The sequence below is a fragment of the Novosphingobium sp. G106 genome (assembly GCF_019075875.1).
GTDB lineage: Bacteria > Pseudomonadota > Alphaproteobacteria > Sphingomonadales > Sphingomonadaceae > Novosphingobium.
Genome location: NZ_JAHOOZ010000001.1, coordinates 4,091,045 through 4,108,286 on the forward strand (window position 1 = coordinate 4,091,045; position 17,242 = coordinate 4,108,286).

The 17,242-nt window shown below is 62.6% G+C and carries 18 protein-coding genes; 1 reads left to right on the forward strand and 17 read right to left on the reverse strand.

What is annotated here, in order from left to right:
* The gene (locus tag KRR38_RS19465) at positions 1–558 is read left to right on the forward strand and encodes a calcium-binding protein (protein WP_217404662.1); all 558 of its coding nucleotides are present in this window, start codon (positions 1–3) and stop codon (positions 556–558) included.
* Between the two features lie 39 nt (positions 559–597).
* Here KRR38_RS19465 and KRR38_RS19470 read toward each other — a convergent pair whose 3' ends face one another.
* The 17 genes from KRR38_RS19470 to KRR38_RS19550 form a co-directional block, all read right to left on the reverse strand.
* Positions 598–1,596 (reverse strand): hypothetical protein, encoded by a 999-nt coding sequence (locus KRR38_RS19470; protein WP_217404665.1) that lies wholly within the window; start codon positions 1,594–1,596, stop codon positions 598–600.
* Positions 1,593–2,162 (reverse strand): serine O-acetyltransferase, encoded by a 570-nt coding sequence (locus KRR38_RS19475; protein ID WP_217404667.1) that lies wholly within the window; start codon positions 2,160–2,162, stop codon positions 1,593–1,595. The genes KRR38_RS19470 and KRR38_RS19475 overlap by 4 nt, the downstream gene beginning before the upstream one ends.
* A 2-nt stretch (positions 2,163–2,164) precedes the next feature.
* Positions 2,165–2,740, reverse strand: a complete 576-nt coding sequence (locus KRR38_RS19480; protein WP_309141200.1) for an NAD-dependent epimerase/dehydratase family protein — start codon at positions 2,738–2,740, stop codon at positions 2,165–2,167.
* Entirely contained in the window at positions 2,637–3,305 is a 669-nt protein-coding gene (locus tag KRR38_RS37440) for an NAD(P)-dependent oxidoreductase (protein WP_217404672.1), read from the reverse strand. The genes KRR38_RS19480 and KRR38_RS37440 overlap by 104 nt, the downstream gene beginning before the upstream one ends.
* Positions 3,302–4,519 carry a hypothetical protein gene (locus KRR38_RS19490; RefSeq protein ID WP_217404674.1) on the reverse strand — a complete coding sequence of 406 codons (1,218 nt, stop codon included), beginning with the start codon at positions 4,517–4,519 and terminating at the stop codon, positions 3,302–3,304. The genes KRR38_RS37440 and KRR38_RS19490 overlap by 4 nt, the downstream gene beginning before the upstream one ends.
* Entirely contained in the window at positions 4,516–5,652 is a 1,137-nt protein-coding gene (locus KRR38_RS19495) for a hypothetical protein (RefSeq protein ID WP_217404676.1), read from the reverse strand. The genes KRR38_RS19490 and KRR38_RS19495 overlap by 4 nt, the downstream gene beginning before the upstream one ends.
* Positions 5,653–5,806: 154 nt before the next feature.
* Positions 5,807–7,033, reverse strand: a complete 1,227-nt coding sequence (locus tag KRR38_RS19500) for a polysaccharide deacetylase family protein (protein WP_217404677.1) — start codon at positions 7,031–7,033, stop codon at positions 5,807–5,809.
* An 85-nt stretch (positions 7,034–7,118) separates the two neighbouring features.
* On the reverse strand, positions 7,119–7,988 hold the full coding sequence (locus tag KRR38_RS19505) for an AAC(3) family N-acetyltransferase (protein ID WP_217404678.1): 870 nt from the start codon (positions 7,986–7,988) through the stop codon (positions 7,119–7,121).
* Positions 7,985–9,913, reverse strand: a complete 1,929-nt coding sequence (gene asnB, locus KRR38_RS19510; RefSeq protein ID WP_217404679.1) for an asparagine synthase (glutamine-hydrolyzing) — start codon at positions 9,911–9,913, stop codon at positions 7,985–7,987. The genes KRR38_RS19505 and asnB overlap by 4 nt, the downstream gene beginning before the upstream one ends.
* Positions 9,913–11,103: a lipopolysaccharide biosynthesis protein gene (locus tag KRR38_RS19515; RefSeq protein WP_217404680.1), complete on the reverse strand. Its 1,191-nt coding sequence runs from the start codon at positions 11,101–11,103 to the stop codon at positions 9,913–9,915. Before KRR38_RS19515 ends, asnB begins: the two co-directional genes overlap by 1 nt.
* A gap of 14 nt (positions 11,104–11,117) precedes the next feature.
* Positions 11,118–12,224, reverse strand: coding sequence for a DegT/DnrJ/EryC1/StrS aminotransferase family protein (locus KRR38_RS19520; RefSeq protein WP_217404681.1), 1,107 nt, complete (start codon positions 12,222–12,224; stop codon positions 11,118–11,120).
* Positions 12,221–12,691, reverse strand: a complete 471-nt coding sequence (locus KRR38_RS19525; protein WP_217404682.1) for an acyltransferase — start codon at positions 12,689–12,691, stop codon at positions 12,221–12,223. Before KRR38_RS19525 ends, KRR38_RS19520 begins: the two co-directional genes overlap by 4 nt.
* Positions 12,688–13,221, reverse strand: coding sequence for a Gfo/Idh/MocA family oxidoreductase (locus tag KRR38_RS19530; RefSeq protein ID WP_217404683.1), 534 nt, complete (start codon positions 13,219–13,221; stop codon positions 12,688–12,690). Before KRR38_RS19530 ends, KRR38_RS19525 begins: the two co-directional genes overlap by 4 nt.
* Positions 13,173–13,745 carry a Gfo/Idh/MocA family protein gene (locus KRR38_RS19535; RefSeq protein WP_217404685.1) on the reverse strand — a complete coding sequence of 191 codons (573 nt, stop codon included), beginning with the start codon at positions 13,743–13,745 and terminating at the stop codon, positions 13,173–13,175. Before KRR38_RS19535 ends, KRR38_RS19530 begins: the two co-directional genes overlap by 49 nt.
* A gap of 53 nt (positions 13,746–13,798) precedes the next feature.
* On the reverse strand, positions 13,799–14,683 hold the full coding sequence (locus KRR38_RS19540; protein ID WP_217404687.1) for an NAD-dependent epimerase/dehydratase family protein: 885 nt from the start codon (positions 14,681–14,683) through the stop codon (positions 13,799–13,801).
* Positions 14,680–15,249 carry a sugar transferase gene (locus KRR38_RS19545; protein WP_217404689.1) on the reverse strand — a complete coding sequence of 190 codons (570 nt, stop codon included), beginning with the start codon at positions 15,247–15,249 and terminating at the stop codon, positions 14,680–14,682. Before KRR38_RS19545 ends, KRR38_RS19540 begins: the two co-directional genes overlap by 4 nt.
* Before the next feature lie 74 nt (positions 15,250–15,323).
* Positions 15,324–17,024, reverse strand: coding sequence for an SDR family NAD(P)-dependent oxidoreductase (locus KRR38_RS19550; protein WP_254514883.1), 1,701 nt, complete (start codon positions 17,022–17,024; stop codon positions 15,324–15,326).
* Positions 17,025–17,242: the final 218 nt, after the last annotated feature.

Genomic DNA, 17,242 nt, shown 5'->3' on the forward strand with positions numbered 1-17,242 from the left:
GTGATCCACGGCGGACTGGGCGACGACGTGTTGCTGGGCCGCGAAGGCGACGACCATCTCTACGGCGACGACGGCAACGACTATATGAACGGCGGAGACGGCGCGGACATCCTCGAGGGCGGCAACGGCGACGACGTCCTCGTCGGCCTGGACGGCGACGATCATCTCTATGGCGACAGCGGCAACGACAGCCTCCAGGGCGGTGCGGGGAATGACGTGCTCTACGGCGGCGACGGGAATGACACCCTGCTCGGCGGAGACGGCGACGACATCCTCTACGGCGGCGCCGGCGATGACGTGCTGTCGGGCGGTCTGGGCAGCGACATTTTCGTCGTCGGCCCGGGAGAAGGGAATGATCGCATCGTCGACTTCGACAATGCGGCTCAAGGCGACGTCATCAAGCTGGCGGGCTTTGGCTGGACGAGTTTCGCGGACGTTCAGGCCCATGCTTCGCAGCAGGGTGCCAACACGGTCATCGAATTCGCACCGGGAGATACGCTCACGATTTCGAACGTGGCGCTCACGAGCCTTTCGGCCGCGGCCTTCCAATTCGCATAGCGGCAACTCCACGGCGCGCCGATCTCTTCTGGAAGGAGCTTAACCGGGAGAGCCGAGGACCTCGTCGAGCCACCCCGCCAGCGAATAGCGCCGACGAAGGTCCGGAGCGGGTTCGACGTAGTCCTGCCTGAAGAAATCGGGATCGATGCGCGCGTGGGCGCGGTCGATCACGAGAATGTTCCGCGGGTCGAAGAACTCCTCCTCGACGATATGCGGATTGGTCGTGATCAGCTTCTTGCGCGCGCCGAGGGTTTCCAGCGTGCGCATCGTCAATCCGCGCTGGAGCGGATGCTCGATATCGAGAATGGCGCGCGAGCGCTGGAACACGCGTCCGGTCTCCTCCTTCTTCATCGGCGCGTAGCGGAATAGGTCCGCCGGAACGCGCCGGAACGCGTTGCTCTTCAAGCCGTAGTAGCGCCGCACCCAGGGCGCTTGCAGGAACAGATACCAGAACCGGGAAATATCGGCGGGCAGCGAGGTGTCGATCGCGTTGACGATCGACGCGCGATCGCTGTGCGCGGTTCCGACGAAACTGATGTCGTAGAGCGGCGGCTCGTCCGAAACCGCGTCGAACACCGGGATGAAGAACAATGGCCGGTAGCGGAAGCCGAACTGCCGCGCATCGATGCGGTCGAAACCCGAAACACGGTCATATTTCGACAGTGCGGGAATGACCGAGGCCCGATTGCGCAGCGAATCCCAGATATAGAGAATGAAAGTGGCGTTCGGGCTATGCCGGCGCACATCGTCGAAGAATGCGATCGGCAGTGTCTGGCCGTTGATCACGAAGACGAAGTCGAACGATGCGTCGACCTCGGCGAGCACCTTCCGATAGAGCGGCAACGCTGCCTTGGCGATCATTCCCGGCGCGAGCTTGGTGACCGCCGTCATGAACGGGGTATCGAACGGGCGATCGAACAGGCGCGTGACCTTGGCACCGCGGCGGGTCATTTCCGCTACGATATCCTCGTCGTAGCCGAAAAATCGCGGCGCAACGAAAAGGATGCGCCGTCCATTCAACGCAACGTCGGTGGTCATGGCTTGTCAGAACCCGATCGTATCTCGCATGCAGGGGCGAGCGCGAGGGCGCCGGGCGGCAGCGAAGTGACGACATTGGCATTGCTGCCGATCCGGACGTCTGCGCCGATTTCGACCGGTCCCAGCACCTTGGCACCCGCCCCGATCAACACGCCGTCGCCGATCACCGGCCGCCGCTCCAGCGAGAAATCCATGTCGAGCTCGCGCGCGCCGATCGTGACGCCCTGATAGATGGTGCAATTGCTGCCGATCCGGGCGGCGCCGATCACCGTACCCTGGGTGTGCGGCAGGAACAGGCCCGGTCCGATCTCGCACTGGGAAGCGACCTCGATGCCGAACAGCACATAGGCCACGAGCGAACAGACCCGGGCGAGAGGCCCCAGCCGCCACAGAGCGCAGCGATAGGCCAAACGGATCATGAGATTGGGAAAAAGCCGCGGCGACAGCAGCATGAGCCATCCCTTGAGCCCTACCCGCGCCGACGCTCCTCCCGTCAAGGCCCGGTAGCGCAGGATATCAGCGCGCAAGGATTGCCGCAGCGAGAAGCGCGGTTCAGCGGCTTGCATAGTCAGCCCATCAGCCCGCGTTCGCGCAGTTCGGCATTGGCGCGCTCGAGACGATCCTCGGGCAATTCCTCGCCGGCGGCCCAGCGCGCGAAACGGCCGATGCCGGTTGCCAGGCCGATCCTTGGCGTGAAACCGAGAATGTCCCGCATGCGCGTGATGTCCGCGACGTTGTGACGAATGTCGCCGAGACGAAATTCTCCGGTCACCCGCAGATTTCGCGGCTTACCCAATGCGTCCGATAGCAGCCCGGCCACCTCGCGGACGCTCGTCCCGACCCCGGAACCGACATTGATCACCGCCCCCGACACTTCCCTCATCGTGAGCGCGCGCGCCAGAGCCTCTGCCACGTCCTCCACATGGACGAAGTCGCGCGTCTCCTCGCCGTCCTCGAACAGTGGCAGTTCGGCGCCGTGGCGCAATTTGGTCGAGAAAATGGACAGGATGCCCGTGTAGGGATTCTTCAGCGACTGCCCTTCACCATAGACGTTCTGGAGGCGCAGGATCACGTGACCGATGCCCAATGCTTCGCAGGCGATGCGGACCAGATCTTCCTGGGCGAGCTTGGTCGCCGCATAGATCGATGCCGGCCGGGTTGCGTCCACTTCCTGGGTCGGCGCCGCGGTCAAAGCCGAGCCGCATTGCGGGCAGGACGGATCCCAGCGCGCCGCCATCAGGGCCTCGGCGTTCCGCGCACCGGGGGAAACAGGGCCCGGTCCCGCAGTGCGTGCAGCGATAGCGGCCCTCGCCATAGACCGATCGGCTCGAGGTCAGTACCACCTTTTGCACCGAGCGATCCTGCGACTGCGCGAGGATATCGAACAGCAGTGCGGTGCCCTGGCTGTTCACTTCGTTGTAGCGCGCGATCTCGTACATCGACTGGCCCGTGCCGGTTTCCGCAGCAAGGTGCGCCACCGCCGTGGCACCGTCGAGCGCATTCAGCCAGTCGGAGCGCTCGGTGACCGAGCCGTGGATGAATTCGATCCCATTGCGTTCGGCCCAGGCCGGTACAGGCGCGCCGAGCCCGTGAATCTGCGGTGACAGGCTATCGAGTATGCGAACCCGCGCGCCCCGCGCGAGCAGGTTTTCGGTCAGCTTCTGCCCGATGAAGCCCGCTCCGCCGGCGATGAGAAACAGGTCCGTCACTGCAAGCTAACCTCCGCACGCGGCGCCGGTGCGGAGCGCGGCCTGACATCGAAAAACAGCCCGAAGAAAAGCAGGAACAGAAAGCCGTTGCTGAGCAACTGGCCAATCAGACCGGCAGAATAGAGACCGAGCACATAGAGCGGCCATATGGACCGAAACGCCTCATCGCGCGACCGCGCAAACCACTTCAGCGAACGCCCGATGAACAACGAGAACAGTATGACCCCGTACCAGCTGAAATTCACCAGGGCCTCGACAACGTAAACCGCATTGGAAGAGCCCGTTCCGGTCTCATTCTGCCCCCACTGATATTCGAAGACTATCCGCTCGAACGGAATGCGGGCCTCCCCGAATATGGGAGCCAGGAAACTGCTGGTCGCGCCAAAGAAAGGATGGTTGTGAAAATAGATATCGAAAACGCTTATCGAATCCGCTGCGGTGAACACCGGGACGGCGAACGACCGCCAGATGATATGCACCAACGGGCTGGACGGCGTGTAGTCGGAACTGAAGAAATCGGCCGAACCGCCTCCTGCCGTTACGGAAGCGCCGGACCCCGACAAGGTCGTCACCAGCAGCAGAATGGCTGCCCCCGCTGCCAGTGTGGTCTTGGGTCCAAATCGGCTGGTTACCGATCCCGTTCCGAAGAGATACAAAAGGGGCAGCATGACCTTCAGAAAGAAGGCTTTCTCGGCAAAGCTGATTGCGTAGACGATAAAGAATATGGTCAGGACCCAGCGCCACCTGAAGCGGTGTATGAACATCAGCGATATGCTGTACGGGATGATGGCACCGGTAAAAAACGCATTGAGGTAAACGAATATTGCCTCGACGCCCTCGCGGCTTTTGAGAAACTCCTCTCGCTGCAAGGCGATGAGATCGGGGCTTCCGCCCATGATGGCCGTGACGAGGGGAATTGCCGGTGCCGTTGCGACGATCAACGCAGCGATCAGCAAGAACGGAACCCAGACGAGCGCGGTAAACGTCTCCATGGATACTTCGATCTTGCGATCGCCGGTCAGGATGCGGCTTTTACCCAGAAACCCGACGAGAACGCTGACCACGGCCACCACAGTCACGGCAGAAAGCCTCAGGTAGCCATTGTCGGTTTGCGTCTGGAAGGTGAAGATCACGGGCGTGACGGCATAACCCAGGAAGATCGCCAGCGCGAATATCAGGCCCGAACGGGCGGGATCGAGAATGAAACGGATCATGGGTTTCGATCCGCCAATTTGGCGATGATGGCTTCGGATGCCCGATCGTAGGCCATGAGGAGCGAGGCCTCCTTCTCTGCCGTATCGTGAGATCGAGGCAGCTTGCTTCCGTTGCTTGCGGCGATGTCCCCGAACGTCGCCACGAGCGCAGCCTCATCGAGCAGATGCACGCAGAAACCGCAATAGTGCCGCACGAGCCAGTCTACATCGGATTGCGCGCGAATGTGGACGGGCAGGATCGGCTTCTCCCGGCGGAAATACTCGAACAGCTTGATCGAGACCTGCCCTTGATTGTCATCGGCGTGGTAACCGAGGAAAAGCAGCACGTCGGCCGCGTTCTGGACTTCGGCGACCGCATCGTGGCTCATCTGCGGACCGAAAACGATCAGGCCATCGGGAATCTGCCGCCCCCGCATGCGCGCAGCGAGTTCGCCGCCTGCCCCCACGAAGACGAACTGGATGTCGCGCGCTTCCGGATGTCGGCCAAAAGCCTCCACGGCAGCGAGAAAACCGTCGAGATCGTAGAAGCCCGCGGGGATGCTGCCCGTATAGACAATCTTGCGTGTGCCCGGCCGCAGCGCTTCGGATACGCATGCCCAGTCAAAAGCGGCCGGATCGGACAAAACCGGCTTGATGTGTGTCGCCACGTTGAAAACCACATCGGGCTTGCGCCCGAAGCGCTTTTCAAAACGCGCCTGTAGCGCCGGTGCGACGGTCGTGAAGATATCCGCGCCGCCGATAACCCATGATTCCACCAGCCGCTTCTGGAACTTCGGCCCTGGGAAAGCCGTGTGCAGGCTCCAGAGGTCGCGCATGTCGAGGGCCATGACGATACGATCGCCATGCATGGCCTTCATGACGCGGCCGGCAACTCCCATCGAAAACGGCGGGGATGAACACAGCAGCACGACACGGGAGGGGCCGTCACGCAGCATCGCATTCAACGTGGCGATGAGGCGAAAGATCGACGGGAATAACAGATCCAGCATGAAGACATGCTTGAGCAGCCGCCCGACGCGGGCCAGGCGGCTATCGCGGACCCCCGCACGAGGCGGGGCAGCAGCTATCCATTCCTTCCGCTTCGCCTGCAGTTCCTCGACCGAATGGACGTCGGCCCAGCGCACGTCGAACAATCCCGAAACCTGGAACAGCCGCACCGATTGACCGCGCGCGAGGATATATTCGCACCAGCGCTGCTGGCGAAATCCCCCCCCCGAGCTGACTCATGATATCGGCCGACAGGAGCCAGATTGCGGGCGTCATAGGATATTTCCAGGTCCGAACGTGTCAGGCAGCGGCGGGAAGCAGCCGCAAAGCCGCTCGATAGGTGGCGAAGTGCCAGCTCTGCTCAAAATAGTTGTTGTGCCATAACAGAGTGAGTTCGCCACGGAAGCGCCGGCACCAGCCGGCAAGGGTTTCGATACGGTGTTCCATCCTCGATTGATCGAGGTGTTCATAGCGCTCTGCAAGCAGCGTTGCATCCATGGCAAGCAGAGGATGTTCGATCAGATCGAGCGGACGCTGCGAAGCGTGGTCCCACAGGGCAAAAGGGCGGCAGGTCCCGCGACGGAAACCCGAGTGATCCGCAAAGCCGAGCGACGAGTCATGCGAGAACCCCGCTGCGGCCAGGAGCGCCGGGGTAAGCGCAGGATCGAAACGCAGATAGTGCATGCGAACGGGCGGAATCTCGAAAGGCAGGCCCAGCTTTCGGTGAATTTCGATGACCCGGTCGCGCTCCCGCTCCAGCGTGGGAAGCGAGCGAAAGCTGTTGTAGCTGGGATGAACGCCGAGCCGATGCCCGCGGTCCAGGATAGACTGCCACAACCTCATCATGACGGGATGATCCACATCGTAGTCGCCATCGACCCGTCCGCCGCTATGGCCCGCGATGACATAGAAGGTGCTGCGCGCGCCGACTTCCTCTGCTTGATCCATCATCCAGGCAAAATGATCGAACGGATCGCGACCAATATCTCCAGCTCGGACCCGCGCCCACTCTACCGGCGCCCTTGCTGCCTGTAACCAGCGACCGCGCAGTCCATCGCTGGCAATGGCCCTCATCAAGGCCATCGGGGATTGGAACGGATAACGGTACGGCGCGTCCACGTCGTGCGACAGGCTCAGGTGAGGATGCCTCTGATCGGCCTGCAGGGCCGGCCAGAGCCGCTGGAGCGCACGGACGATCGCGTCGCCCCACAGGTCGACGAAAGGCGCGTCGCCATAGCCTGCAGCGAACAGCCGCGATTTCGCCGCCGGAAACCGATCGTGCTGGTCGCGCTCCCCGCTTTCGACCTCTTCGGTCCCGGCAAGGACATGGAACAGTGCGGACAGCAGAAGCTCACCCAAGCCCCGGTGCTCGACCGACAACAGGTCGATGGCGTCGATCCTGTCGGGGGTGTGGGTCAGCAGCGGCGGAACGGAGCCAGTGAATGACCGATCCGCTGCGGCCAAGCACAAGCGCGCGTCGCCGTGGACGAACTCCACGCCTGGCAGTGGATGCTCGACGATCTCCATCGGCAATCCCGCACCGTCACGCAGAACCGCTTCGATGACATAGCGCGTGCGCAGGTCGCCGGCAGGAATAAGGACCTTCAAGGCGTCAGGCGCCATCGGCCGATCGTCCAAACCGTTTCAACAAGCGCCGGAAAAACCAGGCTGGCGCATGATGGACCCTGTCCCAGCGGCGCGCGTTGCACATGGCACAGCCCGGATTGTCGCAGACGGCGAAACGCGGATCGGCGCCGAGCAGTTCGCGCTCGATCGCGAATGCCTCACGCAAGGGGACCATGATCGAATAGGCCGCACCGACCATGCCCGCACTCAGGATGCCCCTCGTGACATAGTGCTCGTAGAAACGGCTGAACCCCTGCGAGCACAGCCCGTGATCGCGACGCTTGAAGAGCTTCGTCCCACCGGTCTCATCGAGGTAATATACCGAATTCAGCCAGGGAAACATCACGCGCCGGTAGAGCCCGAGGTCCGCTTCGGCAAGGTGGGCGGTGGTGAAGCCGGGGCTGCTGTCGACGCAGCCGACGAGCAGTCCCTTGCCCGCCAGTTCGACCAGCTTGCGGACCGGCTCGTAGGCGCCGCTCTGCGCATCGTGACCTGCAAGGATGATGTCAGCCTGTCTGCCGATGGCAACCATCGAGCAATTCGGATGGCGACTCCGCTGCATGGCGGGGTGCGCAAGCATGGCCTTCGGCAGCGCGCCCGCATAGGTCGGGCTATCGACCGTGAACGGCTTGGCAGGATCGGGTTTGCGGATAAAGGCCGTGTCGGTGAAGGCCAGCGAAACGATCGTCCCCTCGTCGCCTACGGCATCGAGCAGGGCGCCGACGATGGCCTGCCCCCCGCCCTGTATGCGCCCCACCTGACCGAGAGCGCCGCGCACCAACAGGACATCGCCCCTGCGTACGCCAAGGGATCGCAGGTCGGATGCTATGTCATCTCGGCTCAGGCTCGATTTCATATCCGGCTTTTCCAACCGCCATCGGCAAAGGTATCTGCCCAGGCCACCAAGTTGAGCGCGCGCACGCGCAGCCCCATCGAGGCAGCATTGAGATTGGTCGCATATTCATCCCCGACACCCCAATCGGTAAAACGCCTGAGTTGTGCCCGCGGCCTATCGAACCAGGCCCGCAAAGGGCCTTCGGCCCATTGCTTTTCCGGAATCGGCCAGCCGAGCTTGTCCTTTCGCCAGATGACGCTGTCGGGCAGCTTCCCGTCGAAGGCACGCCGGGCAATAAATTTCGTCCAGCCGCGGTGAATCTTGTAGGCTTCCGGGACCCTGGCGAGAAACGACGCCAGGCGGACATCCAGAAACGGCATTCGGGATTCGACACCGAAAGCCATCGACGTTCGATCCGCGTAGTGGATCAGGTTGGCCAGACTCGTCTGTGCATCCATCAGCAGATGCCGATTCATGCCCACGGACAGGCTGCGCCCATATTTGCGATGGCGATCGGCAAGACCGGGCAGAACGGCCATGAGCCTCGATCGCTGCAGCAAAGAGATCCCGAGCGATCCGGCGGCAAGGCGCCGGGGATGAACGTCGGCGATCCCGGCGAACTCGCGTGCAGCTTCCGACAGGCTGACGCCAGCAAGACGATGCGGCAGGTAGAACAGGTAGCCGCCGAGCTGCTCGTCAGCCCCCTGGCCGTCCAGCGTCACCTTAATTCCCGTCTGCTGCACCAGCTTGAAGGTGTGCCAGCCGGACATGCAGGTGGATTCGGGAGGCGTATCCATGTGCCAGATCATACGCGCATGCTGTTCGGGTACGTCTTCAGGATCGGGCTCGATCGTGTTCATCGTGACGCCGCAGAGTTGCGCCACTTCCCGGATATAGGCGCTTTCGTCGCAGGCTTCGGTTCCCGGCGTGCGATAGACGCTCGAGAAACTGTGCTGCCTGGGCGCATCCGGCGTCTCGCCCAGCGCCCTGGCCGCAAGGTATACCACGCTGGAACTGTCGAGGCCGCCGGATAGCGCCGAGCCGACGGGAACGTCGGCGCGCAGGCGGATGCGGACGCTGTCATCCAGCAGCCTGGCATATTCCTCCGCCAGCGCCTCGGCGCGGGCGCGATCGTACGGTTCCTTGGAGCTGTCGGTTTCGAGCTGCCACCAACGCTGCTGATCGCCCAAGAGGTCGATATCCGCAGACAGCGGTGCATAGATCATGCTTCCCGCGCGCAGCCGGACGACGTCCTGATAGATGGTCGTGTCGAGCCATTCGGAAGGCCCATCGCGCAGATAGGAGCGCACGTGCTCCCGATCGGGGCGGACCGAGAAACGCGGATGCGGGAGAAAGGCCTTTATTTCGGACCCGAAATGGACGGCGCCGTGATCCTTCCACAGATAGAGCGGCTTCACTCCGAAGCGGTCGCGCGCGAGGAACAGCATCTGCTTGCGCTGATCGATCAAGGCGAAGGCCCACATGCCGTTGAACCGCTGCAGGCAATCGGTCCCCCATTCTCGATAGGCAGCCAGGATGACCTCGGTATCGGAATGGCCGCGAAAACTATGACCCAGCGCGATCAGCTCACCGCGCAGTTCGACATGGTTGTAGATCTCGCCGTTGAAGATGATCCAGGTGGATCGATCCTCGGATGCCATCGGCTGATGGCCGAGAACGGAAAGCTCCACGATGGCAAGCCGCTGATGCCCGAGCACGATCGCAGCCTCACCGTCGAGCCGATCCGGCATGGGCCGCCATTCGACGCTCGATCCGCCCACGATCGACGGATCGTCGCTTCCGTAGATGACGGGATGTGCGGCGGGATCGGCGAACACCGCCACACCGGTGCCATCCGGCCCGCGATGCGCGATCGTCGAAAGGCTAGCGAGTACGGAACCCGTCGAGATCGCACGTGGCGAAACGAAGCCGAAGATTCCGCACATTAGGCTTTCCTGAAGACCGTCATGATGACGCGCAGGTAGATCAGATAGAGAATGATTTCATGCACCGCATAGAAAGCGGCGAACCCGTCCAGCGGGAGCATCCGGCTCGCCAGGCTGAACAGCGTCGCAGCCGACACGAAGTAGAGGACCTGCCAACGCAGCGCGAGATCGAACCGCTGAAAGGTCGCAAGGACCGCGCTGATCGGTGAAATCGACGCGCGAATGAACACGGCCGCCGAAATACCGACGATGAATGCCGCGCTGATCCGCCACTGGCTTCCGAACAGCCAGCCAAGCACCGGCTCGCCGACGGCTGCCACCACGATCAACGCCGCGCAGGCGCCACCCGCGAGCATCATCAGCAGCCGCTTGAGCAGTAGCTGCAGTTTAGGAAGATCGTCGCGCAGGACGGCCGTATCCCTGAGCAATATCTGCCCCAGGCTGATGCTCACCAGCATCAGCGGCGCGCCGACAATCCTTTGGATCTGCGAAAATGCCCCGCTGCCTTCCGTCCCGTAAGCATAGGTCACGATCCAAATGCACAGGCTGTAGCCGACCACGTCCAGGATGGCGCCGGGAAGCCCCAGCAGAGCAAACGAACGATAGCGCGCGGCCGTCGCCGCAAGGCTTGGACCGTGGCGATGCCGCGTGAGCATAGCCGCAAGGATCAGGCATCCCGGTGCGTAGGATAGTGCTTGCGCCCACATCAAACCGATATTGGGAAACAGCGCCAGCCCGACGAACGCAAGGCCCTGCCCTCCCCGTAGCGCGGCCATCGCGCGGATATGCCCGCGGCGCAGCAGCATGGAGCTGGCAGCCTGGAAATTGGCGCCGAACAGTACGCAAAGGCCCAACTGGAAAGGATGGTTGGCGATCCCGCCCACTGCTCCCACAAATGCCAGCAAAGCGGCAATGATCGCGACCAGGACCGCAGCCGCTCCCGCGATCAAAGCACAGAGCCGCAGAAGTGTAGGCGCATCCTCGTCGTCCGTCGATGGCAAGGCGAGATCGAACCGAGCGCAGCCGACCGCAACGCTGATGTTCGTGGCAGTGATGAGCAGCGCCAACATGCCGAAGTTCGCGGGTCCATAGAGGCGCACCAGCCACGGCGTTGAGAGGAGCACGGCACCCTGGCCCAGCGCCGTACCGAGCCCGAGCCCTCCTGCTCGCTTCAGAACGGTGCCGAGCATGACCGGCGCGGAACTCAGGCGTCGATCAGCGCGAACGCCCTGACCGCCTCCACCACCACCGAGGCGTCTTCGACCGTCAGGTGCTCCCCGATGGGCAGGCTCAGCAAGGTCGCATCAGTGCGATTGGCAAAGAAATAGGCATCGCCCATGCCGAGATAGTCATAGGCACGCAGCTTGGGCAGCGCGATCGGATAGTGAATGCCGGTCTGAATCTCACGATCGGCAAGGAATGCCTGAAGCTGGTCGCGCTGTTCGCTGCGGATCACGAAAAGATGAAAGGCGTGGCGGCCGTCGTCGGGCAATGCCGGCAGAACAATCCCGTTCAGATCGCGCAACCCTTCGAGATAGACCTGGGCGACGGCATTGCGCTGCGCAATCCAGTCGTCGAGGTGCGGCAGCTTGGCGAGCAGGACCGCTGCCTGCAAGCCGTCGAGGCGGCTGTTACGCCCCTCGAACAGGTGATCGTACTTCTGCAGCCGGCCGTGGTTGCTGATCATGCGGCAGCGCTCGGCAAGGGCCGTGTCGTTGGTGACGATCGCGCCGCCATCGCCGTAGGCCCCGAGGTTCTTGCCGGGATAGAAGCTGAACGAGCCAGCGTCGCCGATCGCCCCGATCCGCTGTCCTGCGATTTCGGCACCATGCGCCTGGGCGCTGTCCTCGATGACGCGTATACCGCGGACGCGGGCGAATTCGACGATCGGCGCCAGCGGCACCGGGTAACCGTAGAGATGCACCGCCAGGATGGCGCCGGTCCGCTCGGTAACCGCCGGCATGATCGTATCGATCGTCAAAGTGTAGGTGACAGGGTCGACATCGGCAAAGACCACCCGGTGGCCCGCGCGCGTCACCGCTTCGGACGTGGCGATGAAGCTGTTCGCGGGAACAATGATTTCACTGCCTACGGGAAGGTCGAGCGCTTCGATGATGATCTCTATCGCGTCGGTGCCGTTACCCACGCCGATGCAATGCGCGGCGTTCTGGTAGGCGGCGAATTCGGTTTCGAACTGCTTGACCGCCTTGCCGCCGATGAACGCGGAACCCTCGATGATCTCCGCGATCGCGGCATCGATCTCAGGCTTCAACGATTGATACTGCGCAGCGAGATCAAGGAACTTGATCATTTCACATCCCCAATCTTGCGTGCGGGTACGCCGGCGTAAAGACCGGGCTCGGTTATCGCGCGGGTCACTACCGAGCCTGCCCCGACAACGACGTCATCGCAAATTTCGACCGGCATGATCGTCGCATTGGTGCCGATGGAAACGCGATTGCCGATCGTCGTGCTGCGCCACAAGGTGCGATCACCCCGCGCCGGACCGCCGCGTTCGAACGTGTCGTTAATGAACATCGCACCATGCGAAACAAAGCAATCCTCGCCGATGCTCACGAGTTCGCAGACGAAGGCATGGCTCTGTACGCGCGTGCGCGCGCCGATCGTCACGCCGCGCTGGATCTCGACGAAAGGTCCGACGAAGACATCGTCACCCAACGTGCATTCGTAGATGTTGCTGGGCTCGACGATGGAAACGCGCTCACCCGCAACGACATCCCGGATCGCGCATTGCAGACGCTTGATCTCTCCGCTCATGTGCGGCCGAGACGGCAATGTTGCGGCTGGAAGCGCAATGCCACCTCGCGTCCGGTCTCGACCGATTCATAGATGGCATTGATCAGCTCGAGGCTGCGACGCCCCTCCAGCCCGTCGACCAGTTGCTTCCGGTCGTTGGCGATCGAGTCGATCACGTGATCGTAGTAGGCCTGATGGCCATAGCCATAGACATTCGGCGGGTTCACCGAATAGCGTTCAAGAACCTCGGCATCGCCTTCCTCGGGCTCGACGAAATTCCAGTGCTTCATCTGATTGACGGCAAAGCCGCCGATTTCGACCGTGCCCTTTTCGCCGAGCACCGAGATCGACCCCTCCAGGTCCTTCGGACGAACCGCTGTCGTCGCCTCGATCACGCCAAGGGCGCCGCTGGCGAACTTGAGCACGACAACGGCGGTATCCTCGGCCTCGATATCGACCAGCGCCGTCGTCGCCTTGGCGAATACGGTTTCGACATCGCCCATCATCCATTCGAGCAGATCGACGTGATGGCTGGCCTGGTTGGTGAGCACCCCCCGTCGTAGGCCCAGGTGCCGCGCCAGGCATCCTGGTCGTAATAGGCCTGAGGACGCGCCCAGCGGACGCGAACCGTGCCGAGCACCATCTTGCCGAACCGGCCCGCTTCGACGGCTTCACGCAACTTCACGACGGGCACATTGAAGCGATTCTGCTTCACGACAAAGAGCTTCACGCCCGCCGCATCGCAAGCGCGGATCATCGCGTCGGCATCTGTCAGCGTCAGCGCCATGGGCTTTTCGACCATGATGTGCTTGCCGTATTTCGCCAGGTTGATGACGTGCTCTGCGTGTCGGCCGCTCTCGGTGAGCACGACGAACACGTCGATCTCCACCGACCTTGCCATCTCATCCATATCGGAGAACGCGGACACGCCGAAGCGCTCGCCGAACGCATTAGCCTTTTCCGGAACGATGTCGCAGACCGCGGCCAATCTGGCCCCTGCGATTTCACCAAGCCCCAAGAGCTCGGCATGACGCTTTGCAATGCGCCCACAGCCGACAAGCCCAAAACTCAACATGTTCGCTTAGCCAATCCCTTGGTCTCGTTCCGCCCCCGAAGCACGGCTGCTCTCTAGCAGCTTCGCCGATGTTGTCCAGTGAACCGCCCGGCGACGAGGCCGTCCAAATAGCCCAACAAGGCGGCTTCCACACCGTGCTCTCCCGCGCCCTTCAACAGGTTGGCGGACGGAGACAGGACGCTCGAACGGAACAGCCGATCCGCAATCGCGGGGGCAATCCTGCCGGCGAGCAAAACTGCGGCTTCGGGGATAGGCAGTATGGCAATACGCCGCCCGAGCCTTTCGTCAATCAACCGTGCGATCACGGTCAGATCAAGCGGGCGAGGGTCCGCGGCGACGCAAACCTCGACAGATGGATCGGGCCCCTTCGCCAGTTCGATCAGGATCGCGGCCGCGCTCGCGTAGGTAATCATCGAACGCCGGCAGGGCTTTGCCGCAGAACTAGGCAAGACCCGCAAGCGCAGCATCAGGGCCACAAGCCGGCCGAGCATCTCGGGCTCCTGCGCGCTGAACATGAACGGCAGTCGCAACACAGACACGCGAAAATCGGCATGGTCGAGCGCCAACAAGGCCTGCTCCGCCGCAAGCTTGCTTCTGCCGTAGTCTCCCAAGGGCAAGAGCGGGGTCGCGGCATCGATCTGTTCGGCGCGCCCATAGACAGAAAAGGAGCTCACCTGAACGAAGCGCCGTACGCCAGCCATGCGCGCTTGCTGCGCTAGGTTGGTCGGGAAGGCCACATTCATCCGTTCGATCGCTTCGGTGGTACCGGTGACGCGGTTCGCGCAGTTGATGATCGCCTCGATCCCGGTCAACGCGGAAGGATCGGCCGTACCGTCGCCAGTAGGATTGGCCGCCACACCGCACGGCCCCAGCGCCGTCAGCACCGCCTTGCCCAGTTGCTCGTCGCTACCGGTTACAAGCACGCGAGCTTTGCTCACCGACCCGATACTGCGGCATCGCCGCTACCCCTGCCGAGTGCAGTCTGCATGAGCAGCATCAAATCTCGCCGCAGCGTCCAGGGTGAGAGGTAAGCGGCATCGGCGTGGGCGAGCGCCACTGGCTCGCTCATGTCGAGCCCGGCGATCTGGGCAACGCCGGTTATGCCTGGCCTCAGGCCGAGCACGCCGAGACGCGCGCGCTCCTCGATCAACTGCACCTGGCTCGGCAGGCAAGGGCGCGGACCGACAAGGCTCATGTCGCCGGTCAAAACATTCCAGAGCTGCGGAAGCTCGTCGACCTTGCTCTTGCGCAACAGGTGCCCCGAACGGGTGATCATCGACGCGCCCACTTCGTGCGACGCGCGATCGGGCGTGTCGACCCGCATCGTCCGCAGCTTGAGCATCGTGAAGATACGGCCATCGCGACCGACGCGCCGTTGCCGGAAAATCGGCGAACCGCCCGAATCGAGCCACACCCAAGGCATCACCGCCAATGTCACGACTAGGGCCGGCGCCGCGATGACCAAGCATACCAGCACATCGAACACGCGCTTCAGAGGTTTCATGTTTTTCCTGCCGAGCCGGTGCCGTTGATCGTCATGTGCAACAGTTCCCGCCGCCGCACCGATGGCTTCGGCTTCTAGTCGGTCATTGCGGGATAATCGACTCTGGTTTCGCGCGCGAACCGCCGCCGCTCCACACCCTGATAGGCCCAATCGACGATCTGCGCTTCCGGTTTGTAGTCGGTCACCAGCTTCAACAGCAGATCACGCGCGGAGGACACATCGCGGCGCTTCAGCGCACTTTCCAGCTCCTGCATCAACGTCTTGAAGGCGACAGGAGAGAGGGGCAGCAGCTCGTTCGCCTTCATGATGCGCTCGTGCGCGGTCGTCATCGGATTGTTGCCGATGAGTAATTCCTCGAAGAGCTTCTCACCCGGGCGCAATCCCACCACTTCGATCGCAATATCCCCGTCGGGGTTGGCGCTGTCCTGCAAGCGGAGGCCCGAAAGCGAGATCATGTTGCAGGCTAGATCATAGATCCTGACCGGCTCACCCATGTCGAGCACGAAGACTTCGCCGCCACGGGCAAGCCCCGCGGCCTGGATGACGAGCTGCGCGGCTTCCGGGATCGTCATGAAGAAGCGCGTGATGTCGGGATGGGTGACGGTTATCGGACCGCCCTCAGCAATCTGGCGCCGGAACAGGGGTACGACCGACCCGCTCGAATTGAGGACGTTGCCGAAGCGCACCATCGAGAAGCAGGTATCGCCAGGATCGAGCGCCGCGATTTGCAGCGTCATTTCGGCGAGGCGCTTGGTCGCGCCCATCACGTTCGTCGGCCTAACGGCCTTGTCAGTGCTGATCAGCACGAAATGCTCGACACCGAACTGGCGCGATACCTCGGCAACGGTCAAGGTACCGAACACGTTGTTGTCGATGCCTTCGATCACATTGTGCTCGACCAGGGGCACATGCTTGTACGCTGCCGCGTGGTAGACGGTTTGGGGACGCCACACATTGACGATTTCGGCGATGCGATCGCGGTCTCGCACCGAAGCAAGCAGGGGCACGATCTGTACGCCGCTCTGGTGCCGCTCCAGTTCGGAGTGAATTTGATAGAGCGCGAATTCGCTCTGTTCGACCAGCAATAACCGCTGCGGCTCCTGCGCCAGTATTTGCCGGCAGAGCTCGCTGCCGATCGAACCGCCCGCGCCGGTCACCATCACGACGCGCGACGTTATGGTGCGCCCGAGCAGATGGCTTTCCGGCGCCACGGCTTCACGGCTGAGAAGGTCGTCGATATCGAGATCGCGCAGGTCGCGCATGGAAATCTTGCCCTGGGCAAGATCCGACACTGCCGGAACTGTCTGCACGCGCACGGGCAACTCGCGAAGTTTCGCGATGATCTCGTTGCGGCGCTTGCGCGTGGCGCCCGGCATCGCGAGCAGAATATCGGTCAACACGCCCGACTGGATCGCCGCGACGGCCTGTTCGGGAGATTTGACGACGATCCCGTTGATGGTCTGGCCGTGAAGCGATTCGTTGTCGTCGATGAAGGCCGCCACGATGATGTCATCTGTTGCAGACAGAGCCAGAGCTAGCTGATGGCCGGTCGCGCCGGCGCCATAGATCGCGACGCGTTCTTTCACCCGGCGGCGGCCCGCGGCCGTCCAGCCGAACCATTCACGCACGACCAGCCGCGACAGCAGCACGATCAGCAGCAGCAGGATGGGTTGAATGACACCCATCGTCCGCGGCACGCCGGGTACGCTGATCAGGGTGAAAACCAGCAATGTCGGCAGCATCGCGCAGGCCACGGCATAGGTGACCAGCATCATCGCCTTCTGGCCGACATGCCGGAACACCGCACGATATAGGCCGAAGAAATGAAAGGTCGGGAGTGCAACGACCGGCGCAAAAGCGAACGCGAACCAAACGCCCCAGGTAAAATCGGGCAGTTCGCCGAGGCGCAGATAGAATGCCGTCAGCATGGCCAAAACACAGGCCAGCGCATCGCAAATGAAAGCTATCGTTCGCTTCCATACCCTGGGGAGCG